This is a genomic window from Candidatus Woesearchaeota archaeon, from assembly GCA_018303425.1.
Classification (GTDB): domain Archaea; phylum Nanobdellota; class Nanobdellia; order Woesearchaeales; family JAGVYF01; genus JAGVYF01.
In genome coordinates this window covers 1-16,397 of sequence record JAGVYF010000009.1, presented here as the reverse complement: position 1 = coordinate 16,397, position 16,397 = coordinate 1, and the positions used below count along the sequence as shown (strand labels likewise).

Genomic DNA, 16,397 nt, shown 5'->3' with positions numbered 1-16,397 from the left:
AATGGAATATATTACTGATGCAAATTTTAACGATGAAATATTAAAAAAACCCAAAGCAATACTTGATTTTTGGGCACCATGGTGCAATCCATGTTTACAATTTAGACCTATATTTGACAAAATGTCTAAAGAAATCGGCCTAAAAACAAATATTTCATTCGGAAAAGTTAATATTGAGGATTTCCGCGATATTGCCTTGGAATATAGTGTAATTAGTATCCCTACTATTATATTTTTTAAAGAGGGCGAAGAAGTGGGCAGATTTACAGGTTCAATATCTGAAGAAGCTTTCAAAACAAAGATTAACGAATTTTTGAAATAGTGTCACTATATAGTGATTAGTTATAGAAACCCTTAAATACCGGATAGTTCTTTATTTAATGATGATGGCGCTAAAGTTAAATGGACTGCAATTAGATCCAGTAAAATTGAGGATATTTAAAGATTTTATAAATTATACTTTAGATAAAAACAAACCTTTAAATTATAAAGAATTTAGCCAAAATTGTGGTATTTCAAGAATCCAATGGGAGCAATTTAGAGAATTAAACGTGGAAAATAAATTAAATTGGTCGGTTGAATAAAAAATGAACCTAAAACCCACTACTGATGAACTAAGGGCGTGGTTAATTTCTTCTTTAAAACATTCAATTCAAGTTGAATATTATCTAAATAAGTTAAATTTGGGTAATAATGACCTTGAAAGGCCACATGATATTTCTGGAAAACACAGTAAATATAAATGGAAAGTTGCAAAAGGTTTAGCGTTACAATATAGCGACGAAAGTTCTGAATTTTTCAAAAAATATGTATTACCATCAATTGAACTGCATAGAAGACAATATCACCACCGGATGTGGAACAATGAAATTCCATATGCTTCAGATGATGACATGAAAGTCGGCGCAGTAGATTCGTTATGTTCATTATTAGACAATAGGAAATATCAAGGCGGTCATCACTCATTTGAAGAAATACTCCCCATAATCAGATCTAATGAATCTTATAAACAGAGATGGTTTTATATGGTATATTCACAAATGAAAAAATTACCGCTTCCTGAATTAAGTTCGATCATATCATTAGATGATATTCCAAATATCGGAGTGCCTAAAGAAATGCAGGGTTTAATAGTCTCTTGCACAGAACAAGCGCTAGAAAAGTTTAGAACAAAATATGGTTATAAAGAGTTATAGGATTTATTTAATAAATATATTTCTTAACCACACTAAAAACTTTTGAAAAATATTCATTTCAACTTCTTTTTGAACAACTTTTTCAACCACAACTGATTTTTCAATTACTTGTGTTTTAACACAGGAATCAGTTTCACAAACTAATCCAGAATCACATCCACAATCAGATTCACAAGTACTGCAAAGTTCATTAGTTTCACATTTGCTATTACCGCAAAATGAACAATCCTCTTTACAAATATTATCTTCGTCCTTATCACAAATATTATTGCCACAATAAGTTTCACATCCCATTTTATTTACACAATTATCCGGGTTGTAACAATATTTAATGTTTGTACACTTTTCACCGGGAAAACATCGCGCAGTGCCACATGCTTCTGTTTCAACATCGATATAAAATCTTACTCTAGGGTTGATTGTGAGTTCAGAAGAATATATGATCTCGTCAATTGAAACAGACAATCCGTTGTCAAATTTAAAACTTTCACCATCTTTCAAAAAACGAGATTTAATTCCATCTAATGAGAACTGGACAAGATTATTATCCAAACTTATAACTCTGATTGAATAGGACTTGGGACCGAGACTGAACAGTTTAGTTTCTTCTTGGGCTAATGAACCAAAAACGCTTTGAGCTGAAACTACATTACTAAATAATAAAAGAACAATCAATAAAATGATTATTAACCTCTTCATAATAATTAATTAGATATTTAATATATATAAAGTTTTGCTTAATTGGGCGCTGTCCAGAGTCGTTTCATTGTCAATTAGTATAAATAGGTTCTTCTCCAAAAAGGATATTATCAGTATAATTCATCAACATCTTTAATTAACGGATTATTATTAGTTTCCTTAATCTCAAAATGAGGGTTATTTTCTTTAATGTTTGGAACCGCATCATTATTATCATCATTACAAAAAAGTATTTTTCCATCAACTTTTCCAGTTGTTGCTTTTTTGAATGGTGCAGGTTGCGAAGCTTTTAAGCGGAGTTTGAATTTATAATTAAAAAAAACCCCTAAAAATATCAATCCTGCAAAAACCACAAAAAAAGATAGATAATAATAGTTAAAAGTTTTTGTTTCTTTAATTATTGGTTCTTCATAAAAAACAAAATTTTCTGTAAAATTATCCGGTTTTTTATAACCTTCATCAACAAAGTGCAGGATTACCTCATCAAGTGCAACACTTATATTTTTATAATCAAGAGTTAGTTTTACTTTCATAAGTACATCAGTGATTGAACTTCCAAAACCAATATTAATGTAGTTTATGCCGGGATTAATTATAAAAGTTCTTGATTCTGTTTTTGGTGAAGAGTATAATGTTTCTTCTCTGTCAATTCTTTGAGAAATAGAAGTAGTAATTAAAACTTCAATTGAGTTTTCATATGATGTAAAAACTTCCACTGGCAGCTGAAACAATTGGCAATAGCATTAAAATCAAAAATATTGATATTAATTTTTTCATGTTAAAAACTAACTCCAAATTACTATTTAAGAATTATGAAACTTAAGTGTTGTCCAGAGTAGTTTCATTGTCAATTTGTATGCTCATATTTAATTAGATGGGCAAGAGAGCTTGCAGACTTTAAGTTTAGTTTTAGTTACTAATATACAGACAATTGACTCTGGACAGCGCCAAAACTTAAAGCTCTGCAGAATTGCATTCATTTACCTGCAACAATCTGCTTTTAAAAAGAGAATAATATTTAAACATATCTTTATTTATTATTGTATGTGTCTCGCATATCCTGGAAAAATAATTCAAATTAAATCAGATTTAGCAATTATAGATTATAATGGTGAACAAAGAACTGCTAAGATTGTTAATTCTGAATACAAAGTAGGTGATTATGTGATTGTCCAGATGGGTTTCATAGTTCAAAAATTGTCCAAAAAAGAAGCTTTAGATGCAATTAAGGCTTATTCTTCATCCCCATAAGGGAACACAGGATTTCTGAAATGGATATACAAAGGAACTTCTTTGTACTTTCCCCCATAAAGTTCATCAAATTCTTCTTTAACCAGTTTATATTCTCTCATACCAACGTTATCATCTATTGGAGTTAGATTTGCTGCAAGCCCTGGACCGAGTTCACCTGTACCCCATCCGAGCAAAAGACAAAAACCTTGTTCCTCTAAACCGATTTCATGATCTTTTCTGAATGATTTCCTTAAATCCCCTTTTTCTTCGCAGGTTAAATCATCTAATGTTTTATTCATATCTAACGCCTCCTGAATCTAATTATTAATTAAATTATTGATTTAATTCTTTATTTTGTCATTAATCGCATTAATATTCACAAAATTATAATGCTTTAGATTATTTAATTCTTTCGCATTAAGTTTCATAGCTGCAAAATTCCAATGAATCCCTACATTATCACCTATCTTTAACCCAGGCAATAATTCTTTATCATACTTAACTTTTTTATCCGTAAAAAACCCCCAATAATATCTGTTAATATATTCCAATGGTTGATAAAAAACTATTAATTCCCCTTTCAAAATTTCTTTAACAACTGCGTCGTGAACAAGACAATTATCCATATTTTCAATACAAGTTTTAACACTGCCCGTAATTGCGCCAACTCCTACATGCACCACGTTAAACGAATGTTGCGGCACGCAATTAGGCATATTTTGAATAATTTTTTCAGACATGATTATAGGCAATTTTAATCTGTTTACAATTTCTATTAAATCGTTTTTAGTAAAAATATTAAGCAAAAAATTACCTAAACAATAAGCTTCAACGACTTCATAATCAAAAAACTTTTTACCTGCTCTTTCCGCAATATATCCAAGATACGGCTTAAGCGCTTCAAACTTCATCAATACTTTTTTTGTTTCTTCTGTATTATCCTTATGAATAATGTACTGCCTAAGAACTTTATTTGCATCAGAAGGGCCGCAATAATTCAATGCATTAGGCTGATAAGCAAATCGCGCAAGCAATTCGATTGAATCCATGGTGATAAATAATTCTTCCCCTTATAAAAAGCTAACCTTTTAAGATACTATCCTGGATCATTTCATTGTCAATTAGGATACTCGCTTTTAACTAGAGAATACCCCATCGCTTGCGGCGGGGTTATTCATTCAAATTAGAAGTATTAACCTTTTTTAAGAAAAGTTAAACGTTCCATGCTTAAAACTTTTATTACGCTGAATAATCTTGTTGTTAATATTAATCCAAGAATAATTAATAAACTGCCTGCAACAGAACGAAGAGTAAAATTTAAATCCAATAATGAAGTAATCATACTGCCTAATAATAGCACAGATGTTGCTGTTGAAGCTTTTAAATATTTTAATGATTCGTACCAAGTAATCTGATACAAAAACAAGGGAATTGTTGTAACAAGCACCCAGCCAATCTGATTAAGATTCAGAGTATTAAGCAGTACAATTTTTTCAGAGAATATTAAATAAACCAAGATAAACGAGCTTCCAAAAAACATTCTGCCAAATGCAACCACTCTGGAACTTAATTCTTTTAAGGTATGTTTAGAAATAATATTTTCTATTGCCCATAATAATGTTGCAATAAATATATACAAAGCTCCTTTATCAAATATTGGGTAATAAACTTTTAAAAATATTGCATTGCCCATTAATAATAATATTGAACCAGCTAAAAATTTTTTAGTTATTTTTTCACGCAAAAATAATACTGCCAATAATGCAACATAGACAAACATTGTTTTATGAATAAAAGCAGCTGATGCGCTTGAGGTTAATTGTAATCCTTTAAAAAATAATAAAAATGGTATTGAACCTCCAATTAAACCTATCATGATAAGTTTAATCCACTGCTTTAATTTTAAGTTTAGATTTTCCTTAAAAAGTAAAACCGTTGAAAATAAAAACAAAGCAACAATAATATTCTTTGAAAATGTAAATATGCTTGATTCAATGCCAGTAACGCCAAACTTGTTAAGGTAAATAGAAAACCCGCTAATTATAGCAGTTGTAAATGCTAAAATTAGGCCTTTTTTGTTCATATTTTAAATAATAATACTTGTCCTTTATAATATTTATTATTCCTAAATCTATAAAAAGTATTCAAAATCTAATTAAATGGTGGACAGGACTTCAGATTATTCAATAAATCAACTCCCTGAAAATATATGTAATTTATTTATTAATGAAGCAAAATATCTTTTTCATGATATAAAAAATAATAAATTAAAAGTTGTGCTTGTTCCTGCTCCAAAACTTCATTTTATATACCACAAAATCAGAATAGCAGTAAGCTACAACCCTAAATGGTACAGAGAACTATATTGGGAATTTAACCTTTTTAGGAGAGATCGTTCAGAAAAATCATTATTTAGAATTTCTAAAAATATAGATAAGCCATTTTCAGATACAAATATTGGCGCAGTCAAGTCTAAATATTTTTATGATAAAGTATATCGTGAATTAATCTATGACAGGTTAATAAATGGCCCTTGCATCGAAAATGTTGTCAGAGAATATTTTGGGCAAAAATCATTAGATGAAGAAATGATTTTTCAAATTTATGAAAAGAATTGCCGTTAAAACATCAACATGACCAATAATGCCAACAAAAGCATATTGCCTAAATCTGCAATTGAAGTAGTTATCGGGATTAAAAAATTATCCGGATCTTCTCCTTTTTTAAAAAAATAAAGACCTGCGCTGATTGCTACAAAAAACAAGATAAACACCAAAATCAGCATGTCTAAAACTGCTATTATCAAAATCTTATAAATTGTTGTTATATTTACTGCTGTACCTGTCAGGTTAGAGATTACTAAAGCGACAGAAGCGCTTAAAATCGCAATTATCACTGAAATTAAAATTATTTTTGCAAATAAATTATTAAGTTCAATGTTTTTATGCCAATTACTCTTAATTTTTCCTTCATGCAGTAATGTTGTAAACCGTGATGAAATTATGGTGCCATAGTTTCCAACCATTCCGTTTAATACTGGCAGCAAAATAACCAAAGGCGTTAATGTGATGAATACCTCTTTGATATTTTCAAGCGCAAAACCCCCTAAAGAACTAATTATAGATGCAAAAATTAGGATATTTATACTTTCTCGGATAATCGTCCGGGGCACATTTGTATGCGGACCATACTCTTTAAGATAAAGCAAAGTTTTTCTTGAAAAACCCTCGTGTTTCATCTCCCTGATGATTTTATGATATTTACGATGTTTAACTTTTTTCAAGTGTTGCAAGTGAGACTTTAAAATCATATTATCATCACCGTAAATAAAAGCGCAAGAATGCTTGTCACATCACCTGTTGTTGTCACAAATGAACCCATAATGTTATCGGGATTATATCCGTGGTTAAATGTGTAAAAAGTAAAATATAAAGTTAAAATTATTTCAATGCCATTTGCAAAAATTCCAGCAATTAAGGGTATTAGAATTATTTTTGGCACAACGATGCCGAGCATAATATAATTAAACACAAATGCAACTAAACCTAGAACTAGTGAAACAATAATCGCCAGTGTAAAAGATGCGAAAACATTGCCTTTAACAATTTTAACATTGAGATTATTGGGTTTTACAACGCCAATAAACATTCCCGAAGTTAACCTGGCGGCCATTGAACCGCTAATATTCCCCCGCATTTCCATGAATCCCGGTAAAATAATTAACATACCCGGAATAAGTAAAAGTTTGTCTGTATAAATAGATAATAAAGTCCCTGCAAAAAGCCCCCCTATTAATGACAACACCTGAAACGAAATAATCTCTTTAAAATCTTTATCTATCAACATACACTAAATAACTGTAATATTAGATTATATATTTTTCTATTGGAACATTTATTTGTGCTAAACCATAATTATGTTATGGTAGTAATAAGTTTTCTAATGTCTGCTTTTTATTCGTAGGATAAAAAAGGCATATGATAAAAATAAGACAATATTTATTCATTTTCGAGTTTTTCCATTATACATATCCTTTAATTTTTGATTAATTTCTAACATTTGATTATTACTTGTTTAGAAGTTTCAAAATCCATTCTCTTGCCATAATAAGTTAAAGAATTTCTTTTAAATCTAATATCATCAAATGTGTTAAACAAGTCTTCTCTTTTAATTAAAACCAGCTAATGCATTTTTAACTTGTCTTGCATAGTTATGGTAGTTTAGGGTTATTAATTTTTATCCTAAACTTCTTAAGAACTACAACTATAAATAAGCTCAGTACCATAATGGTACCAAGCCGGAGCATTGAAGCCCCAATATTATGCCCTTGCGAGGATTTTCGAGTTTACTGCGTTAATCTAATGTTATAACACAGTTTGAACATTCGAACCCCGGTCCCACGGACCGCAACCGCGTGTACTATCCAGGCTATACTACAAGGGCAATAACAGATTGTTTAAGAGAAGCCTTTATATACTTTCCTCTTGTAATTAAATGAAATGGCAAAGAAAAAAATTTCTGCAAAAGAAGCCAAAGAATTAATTTTAAATTTCATGTTTAAAGCAAAGCAAACATTTTCAAAAAATAAGGAGCTTGCCAATAAATTTGTGCAAAAAGCAAGAAGGCTGGCTATGAAAACAAGATCAAGAATGCCTTCAGAAATAAAACGCAATTTCTGTAAACATTGCCATTCTTTTTTAATTCCGGGCCAAAATTTAAGGGTAAGAACACAAAAAGGCAAATTAGTGTATTACTGTTTAGAATGTAAAAAACACTGGAGAATGCCATACCATCCCCTCCGATTAGTCCCTAATAAAGGACAAAAATAGTAAAATTTATATACTACCTCAAGGCTCGAAAAATCTATATTCATGGTTAAATACGATAAAAATCATTACCCTAATTTAAAAAATTATCATGATTTCAACTTGAATTATTAAAAAATAAACCATTAGGAGATTGTTTTAATCTATAAGGTGAAAAAATGAATACAAAGCAAAGAGTCCAAAAATTAACTGAAATTAAGCGTAAAAGCACAATTCCTGAAAAAAGGTCACTAAAAACGGGCGCTTATGAAAATCCAGATAGGGATGATGATCTAAAAGAGTATTTGAATCGTAAAGAATTTCACCCTTTTGAATTAGAACTTTTAATGGATGACTTTCAAGATGAGGAAGATTTAGAAAACGATGAATCTTGGGCTTAATATCGGGAAAGTAATCGAACATATTAATAGTAGGAAAGTTAATTCTGTCCTCATTCAATTGCCTGATGGTTTAAAACCCAAAGCTAAAGAAATAGTTGATAGGTTAGAATCAGAAACTAAAGCTAAAATTTATACTTATTTAGGCACATGTTATGGAGCTTGTGATATCCCAACTGATGTGCAAGTTGATTTAATTGTCCAATGGGGACATTCTTCATGGATTTATCAATAATAACTTTTAATGCAGTTAATTATATCTTAGTATAAATATATCTTATGTTAATCTAGATTTAATGGATGTTAAGATGATGCGCGTTAATGGAAAAAAACTTTTAAACTTAAATCTTAAAGGGATGGGGTTAGGAGTTATTGCCGGCATTTCTTTACATTTAAGCACACAACTTAATATTTGGTGCAACGAACTTTATTCAATATCTAATCCAACACCGATCCGAAAAAATTTCGAGAAAAAATTTGGTTATCCCATTCTTGGAATGGAGGAACAAATTGAAGGCAACCCTTCCAATGTTTTAAGATTAACCAGAATAATTGAAAATGAAATGAAAAGTAAGCCTTTCAAACTGCGCGCTATAAAAATTAGGTCCGATGATTATTTAAAAAATTCTTTAAGCACCCAATTTCATAAAGCCTGTTTTGTCCCAATTTTAGGGACGTATCAAAAAAACTCACTAATTTTAAAAGATAACTATTATGATGCAGTAGCCCATCACGAAATAAAACACGCTAAAACTGATGAAATTATAAAATCAGAACCTGATTTTTATAATAAATGGAAATCCATTTCAGTTAATGAATGGGGCAATTCTGTTTACTTCTCAAATTTGGAACAATTAGCATTCTTGACAAATGGATTCTTTAATTTAATAAATAAATCAGTTATTGACAAAGAAGAAAATTTAAAATTAGGTTTTATAAGCAATTATTCCAGGTTTAATGTTGCTGAAGATATTGCAGAATTATGCGAATCTGCTGAAAGAAAAAATAAAATACTATTTGAAAATACAAACAACCCCCTGATCCTAAAAAAATTACATCTTGCAGAAGAATATAAATTGATCCCTCCAGGTTTTGTTAAATATTCTAATCTGGTTAACCAATATAACAATTTTAATTTAAGTGATATACAAACTCGCCGTTTGGAAGAGTTTATTTTACAGGCAAATAATTTTATTTGGGATTATCCTGAATCACTTTACACCGGAGACATTAAGAATATGAAAGGTTTGCTTTTGTACCATAACAGCAAATGATAATATTCAAAATATTTTAAAGGCAATTAAATAAACATTGAAATCCTAAAATCACTTCCCATTGCAAACATTATTTTGACCCTGCGAATAATGGTTTAATACTCTTTCCAGATATTGTTGCATTTCTCACATTTAAAAAATTGTGTTGCGGGCTCATCTGATGCCCGTGTCTGCATAAACCAGTAATATGCTTTTTTATGCCCGCATTTCCTGCATTCAGCATTACAAATCGCATTAGTTTCAATCTCTTTGTCAATTACAGATATATCCTTGCTTTCTTTAACCTTTTCAGAAATTTTTGCGTTTTTAATATCTTTACTAATAAAACCACAACTATTACATTTCATTACCCTTTGACCTTCTTTTGTAAAAGGAATCAGCAATGATCCGCATTTTTCGCAAAATAACATTTTAATATATTATAATTGATTATCTTATGATATTTATTATATCTACGTTATTTATTACCTTATAAGATTTATTACATCTACGGCAAATATTTTAATATAGCCTATAAAGGGTATCCTAAATAAAGCTTTCCCTCTTATTGCTTCAACAGGTATCTTCAATTCATTTAACGAACCACTTTGGAGCGGGACAGGGTTTGTTTTATAATTATCACCCTTTGTCTGATAATAAACCGTCATATTTTCATTATATATTTTAACAACCCTATGGATAATTGGATTTTCCCTGCCAACATTAAATATAATCACATCCCCGAGTTCAATATTGCTTTCTGTTGCGCTTGATACTAACATAATATCACCTTTATTAAACCCTGATTTTAACGGATATCCTAAAAAATCTTCTTTTGTTATCTGGTTTTTATTGTACCAAGATTGCGCATTTCCCCACCATTCCTCAAACCCCAAATTATGTTCCATGCTGCTTGAAACCACCGCAACTATTGGCAAGTCTGTGCCAAATATAAGCCCCAGGCCAGGATAAACGACAAATTTTATAATTATAAATGCCACAATAATATTAGCAATAAAACTTGCAAAACTATCGTCATGCCATAAAAAATGCCAAGCTTTTTTCAGGTATTTTTTAATATCAACCATACATTCAAAATACCCTAATTCATTTATAAAATTAACGGTTTTATAGTACTATCTCCAATTACAAAAAAACATTAATGCTATTAATAATAATTTAACCAATGAATGAATGCAATTTTACTTATAATTAAATACCCCTATTCTCTTGCAATATTTATATATGGGACACTTAAAACAAAAAGGCCTTAACGGAGTGCAAAGATTTTGACCAAATGCTACAATTAAATAATTGATATGAATCCAATATTTTAGAGGCAACTTTTCGCGAAGCGCTATCTCGGTTTCAAACGGCGTTTTAGTTTTTATATAACCCAAGCGATTCATAATCCTGTGCACATGCACATCAACACAAATTGCCGGCCGGTTAAAACCAACTGCCACAACCAAATTTGCTGTTTTTCTGCCAACACCGGGCAACTCGATCAATTCTTCAACATTGGAAGGCAACCGGGAATTAAACCTTTTCTCAAATACATAGGGAAGTTCTTTCAAATATTTGGCTTTTCTCCTAAAAAAACCAATCGGATAAATTAATTTTTCAATCTCTTTAACACTAAACTTTTCAAAATCTCTAATCTTCTTAACTTTTGTAAACAGTTTAGTTACGACTTTAAAAGTTATTTTGTCATTTGTTCTAGCCGATAATATCGCCGCCATTAACACTTGTTCAGGTTCCTTTGTCTGTGCCCCCACGAATTCTGTTATTGGCGCTTTATACTTCTTAACTTCTTTAGAAAGAATTGCATAAATTTTATCAATATTAACTGCTGCCATAAAATACACTCATTTTCAACTAGTCTTTGACTGGTGTCATTCGGTAGTCAAAAGCCCGTATGTTAATCGAAACCATACACCGTCAGTCACCGCTCTGCCAGGCCCGGTTTCTCAGACCTCCATTTTCCACTTGTTAAATAATTAAATGTTAACTCTTTATAAAATAGGCTTGTGAAAAATGAGATTATAACAAGCTGACCTAGCCCGAATTAGGAGCATGCTTTCAGTCTGTGATTGATAGTGTAAGCAAGTTTTTGACATAAAAATAATTTATAACCCTAACAATTTTAAGTAGCCCATAATCCGTGAATATTGCAATATGCTCTTGCTTTATCAGCAAGCACGGGGAAAGTTGCTTCAGGAGCATCACCGGGCTTAAGATATTGCCGATAAATTTTCCCCTCACTTAGAACTTCTATCCATTCAATATAATGCTGAGGTTCCATCGGGTGCGGCAATGAACCAATTTTAACTTTTACAGAATTTTTTAAAACTTCAACAACAGGCACATGTTTCTCATACCTTTCTTCATCATGCTGTTCAACCAACAATTCCATTGGTTTACCGCAACAAACTAGTTTGCCTACTGAAGAATGAACAACTTCTACCAAGTTTCCACAAACTCCGCATTTATAACTTTCATTTAACTTTGTCATGCTAAAAACCTCCCTATTTTTATATCCCTATTTTGCGCACAGAACTGAGAATTTTTCTGTCTTTGTAATTTAAAGTTCATTGTTTAATTCACTTCTGAATTTATTTAATTGCTCAATAAGCAAATGTTCATGCATTTCTTCTTCTTTAAAAAGAGTTAAAAATAAATTTTTAGCAGATTTGTCATCAAAAGCTTCTGCTAACTTCTTGTAAGAAGTTTTAGCTAAGGCTTCTTGAGTAATCGCAAATTTAAACATTAGTTCAATATTATAAAATTCAGCTTTTGGAGTATTTGAAACATCAGTATTGATTTTTATTGAGTCAAGAACTCCGGGAATTACTTTCGCACCCAGTTTTACAAAATCTAAACTTTCTAATTTTTCTTTGTGCATTTTTTCTTGGTTAGAAAGTTCCAAAAGTTTTTTTTTAATCAAAAGATTTGTTTGCAGCGAAGCTAATTCTTTATACAATCTAGAAAAATATTCTTCTTCTTCAATTGCATTTTCTAAAATAAGTTTTAATTTTTCTTTCATTCAAATCCCCTCCAAAATATTAATTTAAATAAATATTGATTTAAACAATTTAAAATATACTAGTAAATGATTATGATGCCAAATTAGTTAACTGCGCAAAACAGCTTACATCTAAACTTGCAACTAAAAACAATAAAATGCACAATTAATAACAAAACAATGTTTTCTCTTTATATATTTTTAGATTCTATAGTTATCAATATAGGCATCCGTGAGGATACTAACTATCTTTTTTTGGTCAAGTGTTTCTTTACCATAATTAACTGGCACTTTTTCAGATTTGGCATCAGAATAGCGGGCTGTTAATCCTGCAGCTATCTTAACTGCTCCTGTATTGGGTTTACCTTGTAATAATGTTACCGGGCTGCCATGCCCGAGCACTTCAAAAACAAGCTCTCCCTTACCCCTAAGGGTTAAAAGCTTCTCATTTTCAAAATAATTTCTTCCAACTATAATCTTATTTTGCCTGTGTCTAAAATGTCTCCCGTAATTTAACAAAATAATGTCTCTCATTCGAGTTTTTTTAGTGTGTTCAAAATAGTCTTTAATCTTTCTCCCGTATTCTTCATGTGTCAATCTGCAACCCCCGCCCCCGCACATGAAGCCTTTGATTTTATATTCTTCTGCGATATCTAACTGCCTGGTTCTGCCTCTCCCCGTAATATTTAAAAGTTTGTTTCTGTCAATCCATCCTTTTTTTTCTGCTTCAGTTTCAGGCAAATGCGCTGCGCACAACGGCCTTAATAATTTATTTTTTAATCCGGCTTCCTTTTCAATCTGCATCAGAGTGTTAGTTTTTTGCGACATGGGTCTTTGGCCAACAACTTCGCCAGTAAACAAAAACTTTGCGCCTATTTTTTTTGCATATTGTTTTGCTTTTTTTAATATATAAATCTTACAGTCGATGCAGGGGTTCATGTTTTTCCCATAACCAAATTTAGGGCGCCTAAGGATTCGCATATAATCCGCTCCTTTTTTCATCATAATAACCTCAACCCCTAACTTTTTAGCAAGTTCTGTAATAGAACAACCACCGCCGGTACATGTGCAAAACGGACTAATAAAGTTTAATGCTATTACTTCAATTCCTTGATCCTGCATAAGTTTAATAGCTAAAGCTGAATCAAGGCCCCCTGAAAATAATCCTACTGCTTTCATAACTTATATGCAAAATTAAATCTTTTTAAGGCTTCCTATTAAAAATAATACGTTTAATAGAACCATTCAAAAATCAATAACAAATCTGTTTAACCATCCCTTGCTAAAAAATCATCAATAGTCTCTTTTACCTTCCCGGCATTAACTTCATCTGGAAAATCATATACTTCTTCTAATTGATCAATCAATCTTCTATAACTTGACAAATCTTTATAGACTCTATTAAAAAAATTATAATTAGAAAGGTCAAAATTAGAATCTAATAAATATAACTTCTTTTTTTCTAAATTTCCTACCAAATCTTGCGCTTTTTCTTGTAATGCAAGATACATTTCCACGACAAATAAAGAAGGGCCATATTTAGACATAACAAAATTAGAAATTAATTATATAAAAGTATTTACCAATTTCAAAATATAAGAACAAAGTTTATATATTGCGCCATTTATATTCGAAAATATGGCATTACACGATGGATATTACCAAGGAATATTGCAATTAAGAGACCCTGCAGATGAAGTTGTAGATTTTATAATTAAAAACCTAAGGGATAAAAAAGATGTGCAAGTCTCAAAAGTAGTTAAAGTTAGGGGGGGCATAGACTTTTATATTACAAACAACAAATCTCTTCAAAAATTAGGTAAAAAATTAATTTTAAGGTTTGGCGGGGAACTTAAAACGAGCCCAAAACTTTTCTCGAGAAATCGACAAACAAGCAAGGATATTTACAGATTAAATGTGTATTTTAGACCTTCTGAATTAAAAAAAGATGATTTTATAACATATAAAAATCAAGTGTACAAGATAGTTTCATTATCCAAAAAAATGAATGTTAAAGAGCTTTTATCAAATAAAAATAGTGTTATCAAATACGATAGCGAGATAAAAAAAGTTGAACCAATCTATAAAACAATTGTCTCTAAAGTAAAGCCAGTTATTGAAATTTTAGACCCTGAAACATATCAATCTACCCCTGTCAAAAATTCTAAAGATGTAAAAATGGGTGAAAAGGTTAAAGTAATTAAAGTTAGCAGGGAATTTTGGCTCGTTTAATTGCCTTTTTAATCTGCGAGATTTTTAATTGGGTTGCTGCTGCTCCCCTCTGGACAAAATAATCGGCTTTATCCATATCAGTCCAACCCCCTTTATTAAAAGTTGGTTTTATGATAACATCAATGTTTTCATTGCAAAGCTTGACCTGAGTAAACTCATCTTCCATAATATCAATTGCTGTATACATAGTAGACAATATTTTTGGCACATGGCTTTTAGAAAAGTAAGCAAAAACAAAACCCGGCCGGATAAATCTGTCAATTAAAAATATTTTAATTTGATGGAACAGATTTCTTAATAATTTAGGTATAAACCTTTTTGCCAAATTTTTAGCCTTTAACAGTTCTTTAATTATATCAACCTCTGCAATCACCATTTTTTCTTGCATTAATTCAATAAAATCTTTTTTAAGTTTAACATGCTTGTCTTGAACAGTCATTTGTTTCAATTCAGAACTTAAATCAACTGCAATAATAATATCTGCCCCATTGTCCCTTAAAACGCCAACTGGTATGGGATCAACCAATCCGCCGTCAACGTACTCGTCTCCATTAATTATTATCGGATCAAAAATTCCCGGCAAAGCAATACTGGCCCGAACTGCCCTGGCAACATCGCCTTTAAAAAATAATGCTTTCTTTTTTTGAGTTAAATTTGTCGCAATAATAAATAAGGGTATATCTAAATCCGCAAAATCTTTATGCTGTGTTAATAGCCCAATAAAATCTTCAAATTTTTTTCCTTTAATCAAACCATTTTCAGGTATAACAAAATCAAACATTTCTTTCCAGTCAATACTTGCCAAATTTTTTTGGACTAAGCGCGCTTTCATTCCCGAAGCATATAATGCGCCTATTGCAGAACCTGCGCTACACCCTGCAATCATGTCAGGCATAATACCATGTTTTTCAAGAACTTTTAAAACACCTATATGCGCAAAACCTCTGGCTGCGCCCTTACCTAAAGCTAAACCTATCTTTAATTCCCTCTTTTTTTCTGAAAGTGTTTTTACTTTCAGGTTTTCGGTCTTCCTCATCATTAATCATTTGATTGATTTTGTAGTTTTTAAAGATTTTGATATACACTATTAATAACAGAGCCAAAACACCTAAAAACGCTAAAATTAGATAACCATAATTAGATTGTTCAATTACCTCTGATTTTTGCGCCAAAGTATCATTATTTGTTAATTCAGTTATATTTGGTTCAGTATTCAACCTTTTAACAGGTTTGCCTTTAACAACCATTACTTCAAATTTGCAATATTTTAATTTTAAATCGCATAAGTCAATGGTATTTTCATCTAAATCATCACAATCAAAATCTGTCCAACATTCAGGTTCTGGCAAGCATTCTTTATCATTATTCAAATAATCTAAAGTTTTATTGCACACAATCGGACAGCAATCATCATTCGAAATACATTGGGTGGTAAAATTATTAATACAATAGGACGGCATGCCAAAACAAGCATCAATTGTGCAGGGATTATTATCAATGCAATCTGTATGATTAAAACACCTGAACAATGAATCATCGTAACACTTATTTTCTGC

26 protein-coding genes and 1 tRNA gene are annotated in these 16,397 nt (G+C 30.8%); 10 read left to right on the top strand and 17 right to left on the bottom strand.

Translation table 11 applies throughout. From position 1 onward, the window contains the following. Position 1 precedes the first annotated feature (1 nt). The 3 genes from trxA (at position 2) to J4418_02060 (ending at position 1,196) form a co-directional block, all read left to right on the top strand. Positions 2–322, top strand: a complete 321-nt coding sequence (gene trxA / locus J4418_02070) for a thioredoxin (GenBank protein ID MBS3112844.1) — start codon at positions 2–4, stop codon at positions 320–322. Between the two features lie 61 nt (positions 323–383). Then, entirely contained in the window at positions 384–584 is a 201-nt protein-coding gene (locus J4418_02065) for a hypothetical protein (GenBank protein MBS3112843.1), read from the top strand. A 3-nt stretch (positions 585–587) separates the two neighbouring features. Further along, a complete protein-coding gene (locus tag J4418_02060) occupies positions 588–1,196 on the top strand; it encodes a hypothetical protein (protein ID MBS3112842.1) in 609 nt (202 codons plus the stop codon). Between the two features lie 3 nt (positions 1,197–1,199). Here the strand turns inward: J4418_02060 and J4418_02055 are convergent, their stop codons facing one another. Then, positions 1,200–1,895: a hypothetical protein gene (locus J4418_02055; protein MBS3112841.1), complete on the bottom strand. Its 696-nt coding sequence runs from the start codon at positions 1,893–1,895 to the stop codon at positions 1,200–1,202. Positions 1,896–2,005: 110 nt separating this feature from the next. Continuing rightward, a complete protein-coding gene (locus tag J4418_02050; GenBank protein ID MBS3112840.1) occupies positions 2,006–2,611 on the bottom strand; it encodes a hypothetical protein in 606 nt (201 codons plus the stop codon). A 328-nt stretch (positions 2,612–2,939) separates the two neighbouring features. On the opposite strand from J4418_02050, the gene J4418_02045 reads away from it, so the two are divergent. Continuing rightward, complete coding sequence (locus J4418_02045) at positions 2,940–3,146, top strand: HypC/HybG/HupF family hydrogenase formation chaperone (protein ID MBS3112839.1); 207 nt, start codon at positions 2,940–2,942, stop codon at positions 3,144–3,146. Here the strand turns inward: J4418_02045 and J4418_02040 are convergent. From J4418_02040 to J4418_02030, 3 genes are all read right to left on the bottom strand, one after another. Continuing rightward, entirely contained in the window at positions 3,128–3,427 is a 300-nt protein-coding gene (locus J4418_02040; protein MBS3112838.1) for a hypothetical protein, read from the bottom strand. The two genes, J4418_02045 and J4418_02040, sit on opposite strands and share 19 nt — an antisense overlap. Before the next feature lie 42 nt (positions 3,428–3,469). Then, positions 3,470–4,177, bottom strand: coding sequence for a hypothetical protein (locus J4418_02035; GenBank protein MBS3112837.1), 708 nt, complete (start codon positions 4,175–4,177; stop codon positions 3,470–3,472). A 143-nt stretch (positions 4,178–4,320) separates the two neighbouring features. Then, a complete protein-coding gene (locus J4418_02030; GenBank protein MBS3112836.1) occupies positions 4,321–5,211 on the bottom strand; it encodes an EamA family transporter in 891 nt (296 codons plus the stop codon). A 76-nt stretch (positions 5,212–5,287) separates the two neighbouring features. On the opposite strand from J4418_02030, the gene J4418_02025 reads away from it, so the two are divergent. Continuing rightward, complete coding sequence (locus J4418_02025) at positions 5,288–5,752, top strand: hypothetical protein (GenBank protein MBS3112835.1); 465 nt, start codon at positions 5,288–5,290, stop codon at positions 5,750–5,752. Here J4418_02025 and J4418_02020 read toward each other — a convergent pair. From J4418_02020 to J4418_02010, 3 genes are all read right to left on the bottom strand, one after another. Further along, positions 5,749–6,438, bottom strand: coding sequence for a magnesium transporter (locus tag J4418_02020; GenBank protein ID MBS3112834.1), 690 nt, complete (start codon positions 6,436–6,438; stop codon positions 5,749–5,751). The two genes, J4418_02025 and J4418_02020, sit on opposite strands and share 4 nt — an antisense overlap. Then, a complete protein-coding gene (locus tag J4418_02015) occupies positions 6,435–6,974 on the bottom strand; it encodes a magnesium transporter (protein MBS3112833.1) in 540 nt (179 codons plus the stop codon). Before J4418_02015 ends, J4418_02020 begins: the two co-directional genes overlap by 4 nt. A 476-nt stretch (positions 6,975–7,450) precedes the next feature. Next, positions 7,451–7,571, bottom strand: a tRNA-Arg gene (locus J4418_02010). 56 nt (positions 7,572–7,627) lie between these two features. Here J4418_02010 and J4418_02005 point away from each other — a divergent pair. The 4 genes from J4418_02005 to J4418_01990 all read left to right on the top strand — a co-directional run bounded on the left by J4418_02005 (position 7,628) and on the right by J4418_01990 (position 9,605). Further along, the gene (locus J4418_02005) at positions 7,628–7,957 is read left to right on the top strand and encodes a ribonuclease P (protein MBS3112832.1); all 330 of its coding nucleotides are present in this window, start codon (positions 7,628–7,630) and stop codon (positions 7,955–7,957) included. Positions 7,958–8,112: 155 nt separating this feature from the next. Next, positions 8,113–8,334, top strand: a complete 222-nt coding sequence (locus J4418_02000) for a hypothetical protein (GenBank protein ID MBS3112831.1) — start codon at positions 8,113–8,115, stop codon at positions 8,332–8,334. After that, positions 8,318–8,566, top strand: a complete 249-nt coding sequence (locus J4418_01995; protein ID MBS3112830.1) for a diphthamide synthesis protein — start codon at positions 8,318–8,320, stop codon at positions 8,564–8,566. The genes J4418_02000 and J4418_01995 overlap by 17 nt, the downstream gene beginning before the upstream one ends. 61 nt (positions 8,567–8,627) lie before the next feature. Continuing rightward, positions 8,628–9,605, top strand: a complete 978-nt coding sequence (locus tag J4418_01990; GenBank protein MBS3112829.1) for a hypothetical protein — start codon at positions 8,628–8,630, stop codon at positions 9,603–9,605. A gap of 95 nt (positions 9,606–9,700) precedes the next feature. Here J4418_01990 and J4418_01985 read toward each other — a convergent pair whose 3' ends face one another. From J4418_01985 to J4418_01955, 7 genes are all read right to left on the bottom strand, one after another. Beyond that, the gene (locus tag J4418_01985; GenBank protein MBS3112828.1) at positions 9,701–10,015 is read right to left on the bottom strand and encodes a transcription factor S; all 315 of its coding nucleotides are present in this window, start codon (positions 10,013–10,015) and stop codon (positions 9,701–9,703) included. A gap of 54 nt (positions 10,016–10,069) precedes the next feature. Continuing rightward, on the bottom strand, positions 10,070–10,672 hold the full coding sequence (locus J4418_01980; protein MBS3112827.1) for a signal peptidase I: 603 nt from the start codon (positions 10,670–10,672) through the stop codon (positions 10,070–10,072). A 114-nt stretch (positions 10,673–10,786) separates the two neighbouring features. Then, positions 10,787–11,443, bottom strand: coding sequence for an endonuclease III (locus tag J4418_01975; protein ID MBS3112826.1), 657 nt, complete (start codon positions 11,441–11,443; stop codon positions 10,787–10,789). A 287-nt stretch (positions 11,444–11,730) separates the two neighbouring features. Continuing rightward, positions 11,731–12,099, bottom strand: coding sequence for a desulfoferrodoxin (locus J4418_01970; GenBank protein ID MBS3112825.1), 369 nt, complete (start codon positions 12,097–12,099; stop codon positions 11,731–11,733). A 69-nt stretch (positions 12,100–12,168) separates the two neighbouring features. Then, the gene (locus J4418_01965; GenBank protein MBS3112824.1) at positions 12,169–12,630 is read right to left on the bottom strand and encodes a hypothetical protein; all 462 of its coding nucleotides are present in this window, start codon (positions 12,628–12,630) and stop codon (positions 12,169–12,171) included. Between the two features lie 180 nt (positions 12,631–12,810). Continuing rightward, entirely contained in the window at positions 12,811–13,788 is a 978-nt protein-coding gene (locus J4418_01960; protein ID MBS3112823.1) for a hypothetical protein, read from the bottom strand. An 89-nt stretch (positions 13,789–13,877) separates the two neighbouring features. After that, positions 13,878–14,156 carry a hypothetical protein gene (locus tag J4418_01955; protein MBS3112822.1) on the bottom strand — a complete coding sequence of 93 codons (279 nt, stop codon included), beginning with the start codon at positions 14,154–14,156 and terminating at the stop codon, positions 13,878–13,880. Between the two features lie 91 nt (positions 14,157–14,247). Here J4418_01955 and J4418_01950 point away from each other — a divergent pair, with 91 nt between their 5' ends. Beyond that, positions 14,248–14,841: a hypothetical protein gene (locus tag J4418_01950; protein ID MBS3112821.1), complete on the top strand. Its 594-nt coding sequence runs from the start codon at positions 14,248–14,250 to the stop codon at positions 14,839–14,841. Here the strand turns inward: J4418_01950 and J4418_01945 are convergent. Both J4418_01945 and J4418_01940 read right to left on the bottom strand, forming a co-directional pair. Beyond that, positions 14,816–15,880: a patatin-like phospholipase family protein gene (locus J4418_01945; GenBank protein MBS3112820.1), complete on the bottom strand. Its 1,065-nt coding sequence runs from the start codon at positions 15,878–15,880 to the stop codon at positions 14,816–14,818. The genes J4418_01950 and J4418_01945 overlap by 26 nt on opposite strands. Continuing rightward, on the bottom strand, positions 15,798–16,397 hold a 600-nt coding region (locus tag J4418_01940), incomplete at its 5' end, for a hypothetical protein (GenBank protein MBS3112819.1). The genes J4418_01945 and J4418_01940, both read right to left, overlap by 83 nt.

Coding starts and splice junctions, on each gene's coding strand:
- trxA (MBS3112844.1), top strand. CDS start 2: ATGGAATATATTACTGATGCAAATTTTAACGATGAAATATTAAAAAAA.
- J4418_02065 (MBS3112843.1), top strand. CDS start 384: ATGATGGCGCTAAAGTTAAATGGACTGCAATTAGATCCAGTAAAATTG.
- J4418_02060 (MBS3112842.1), top strand. CDS start 588: ATGAACCTAAAACCCACTACTGATGAACTAAGGGCGTGGTTAATTTCT.
- J4418_02055 (MBS3112841.1), bottom strand. CDS start 1,895: ATGAAGAGGTTAATAATCATTTTATTGATTGTTCTTTTATTATTTAGT.
- J4418_02045 (MBS3112839.1), top strand. CDS start 2,940: ATGTGTCTCGCATATCCTGGAAAAATAATTCAAATTAAATCAGATTTA.
- J4418_02040 (MBS3112838.1), bottom strand. CDS start 3,427: ATGAATAAAACATTAGATGATTTAACCTGCGAAGAAAAAGGGGATTTA.
- J4418_02035 (MBS3112837.1), bottom strand. CDS start 4,177: ATGGATTCAATCGAATTGCTTGCGCGATTTGCTTATCAGCCTAATGCA.
- J4418_02030 (MBS3112836.1), bottom strand. CDS start 5,211: ATGAACAAAAAAGGCCTAATTTTAGCATTTACAACTGCTATAATTAGC.
- J4418_02025 (MBS3112835.1), top strand. CDS start 5,288: ATGGTGGACAGGACTTCAGATTATTCAATAAATCAACTCCCTGAAAAT.
- J4418_02020 (MBS3112834.1), bottom strand. CDS start 6,438: ATGATTTTAAAGTCTCACTTGCAACACTTGAAAAAAGTTAAACATCGT.
- J4418_02015 (MBS3112833.1), bottom strand. CDS start 6,974: ATGTTGATAGATAAAGATTTTAAAGAGATTATTTCGTTTCAGGTGTTG.
- J4418_02005 (MBS3112832.1), top strand. CDS start 7,628: ATGGCAAAGAAAAAAATTTCTGCAAAAGAAGCCAAAGAATTAATTTTA.
- J4418_02000 (MBS3112831.1), top strand. CDS start 8,113: ATGAATACAAAGCAAAGAGTCCAAAAATTAACTGAAATTAAGCGTAAA.
- J4418_01995 (MBS3112830.1), top strand. CDS start 8,318: ATGAATCTTGGGCTTAATATCGGGAAAGTAATCGAACATATTAATAGT.
- J4418_01990 (MBS3112829.1), top strand. CDS start 8,628: ATGGATGTTAAGATGATGCGCGTTAATGGAAAAAAACTTTTAAACTTA.
- J4418_01985 (MBS3112828.1), bottom strand. CDS start 10,015: ATGTTATTTTGCGAAAAATGCGGATCATTGCTGATTCCTTTTACAAAA.
- J4418_01980 (MBS3112827.1), bottom strand. CDS start 10,672: ATGGTTGATATTAAAAAATACCTGAAAAAAGCTTGGCATTTTTTATGG.
- J4418_01975 (MBS3112826.1), bottom strand. CDS start 11,443: ATGGCAGCAGTTAATATTGATAAAATTTATGCAATTCTTTCTAAAGAA.
- J4418_01970 (MBS3112825.1), bottom strand. CDS start 12,099: ATGACAAAGTTAAATGAAAGTTATAAATGCGGAGTTTGTGGAAACTTG.
- J4418_01965 (MBS3112824.1), bottom strand. CDS start 12,630: ATGAAAGAAAAATTAAAACTTATTTTAGAAAATGCAATTGAAGAAGAA.
- J4418_01960 (MBS3112823.1), bottom strand. CDS start 13,788: ATGAAAGCAGTAGGATTATTTTCAGGGGGCCTTGATTCAGCTTTAGCT.
- J4418_01955 (MBS3112822.1), bottom strand. CDS start 14,156: ATGTCTAAATATGGCCCTTCTTTATTTGTCGTGGAAATGTATCTTGCA.
- J4418_01950 (MBS3112821.1), top strand. CDS start 14,248: ATGGCATTACACGATGGATATTACCAAGGAATATTGCAATTAAGAGAC.
- J4418_01945 (MBS3112820.1), bottom strand. CDS start 15,880: ATGATGAGGAAGACCGAAAACCTGAAAGTAAAAACACTTTCAGAAAAA.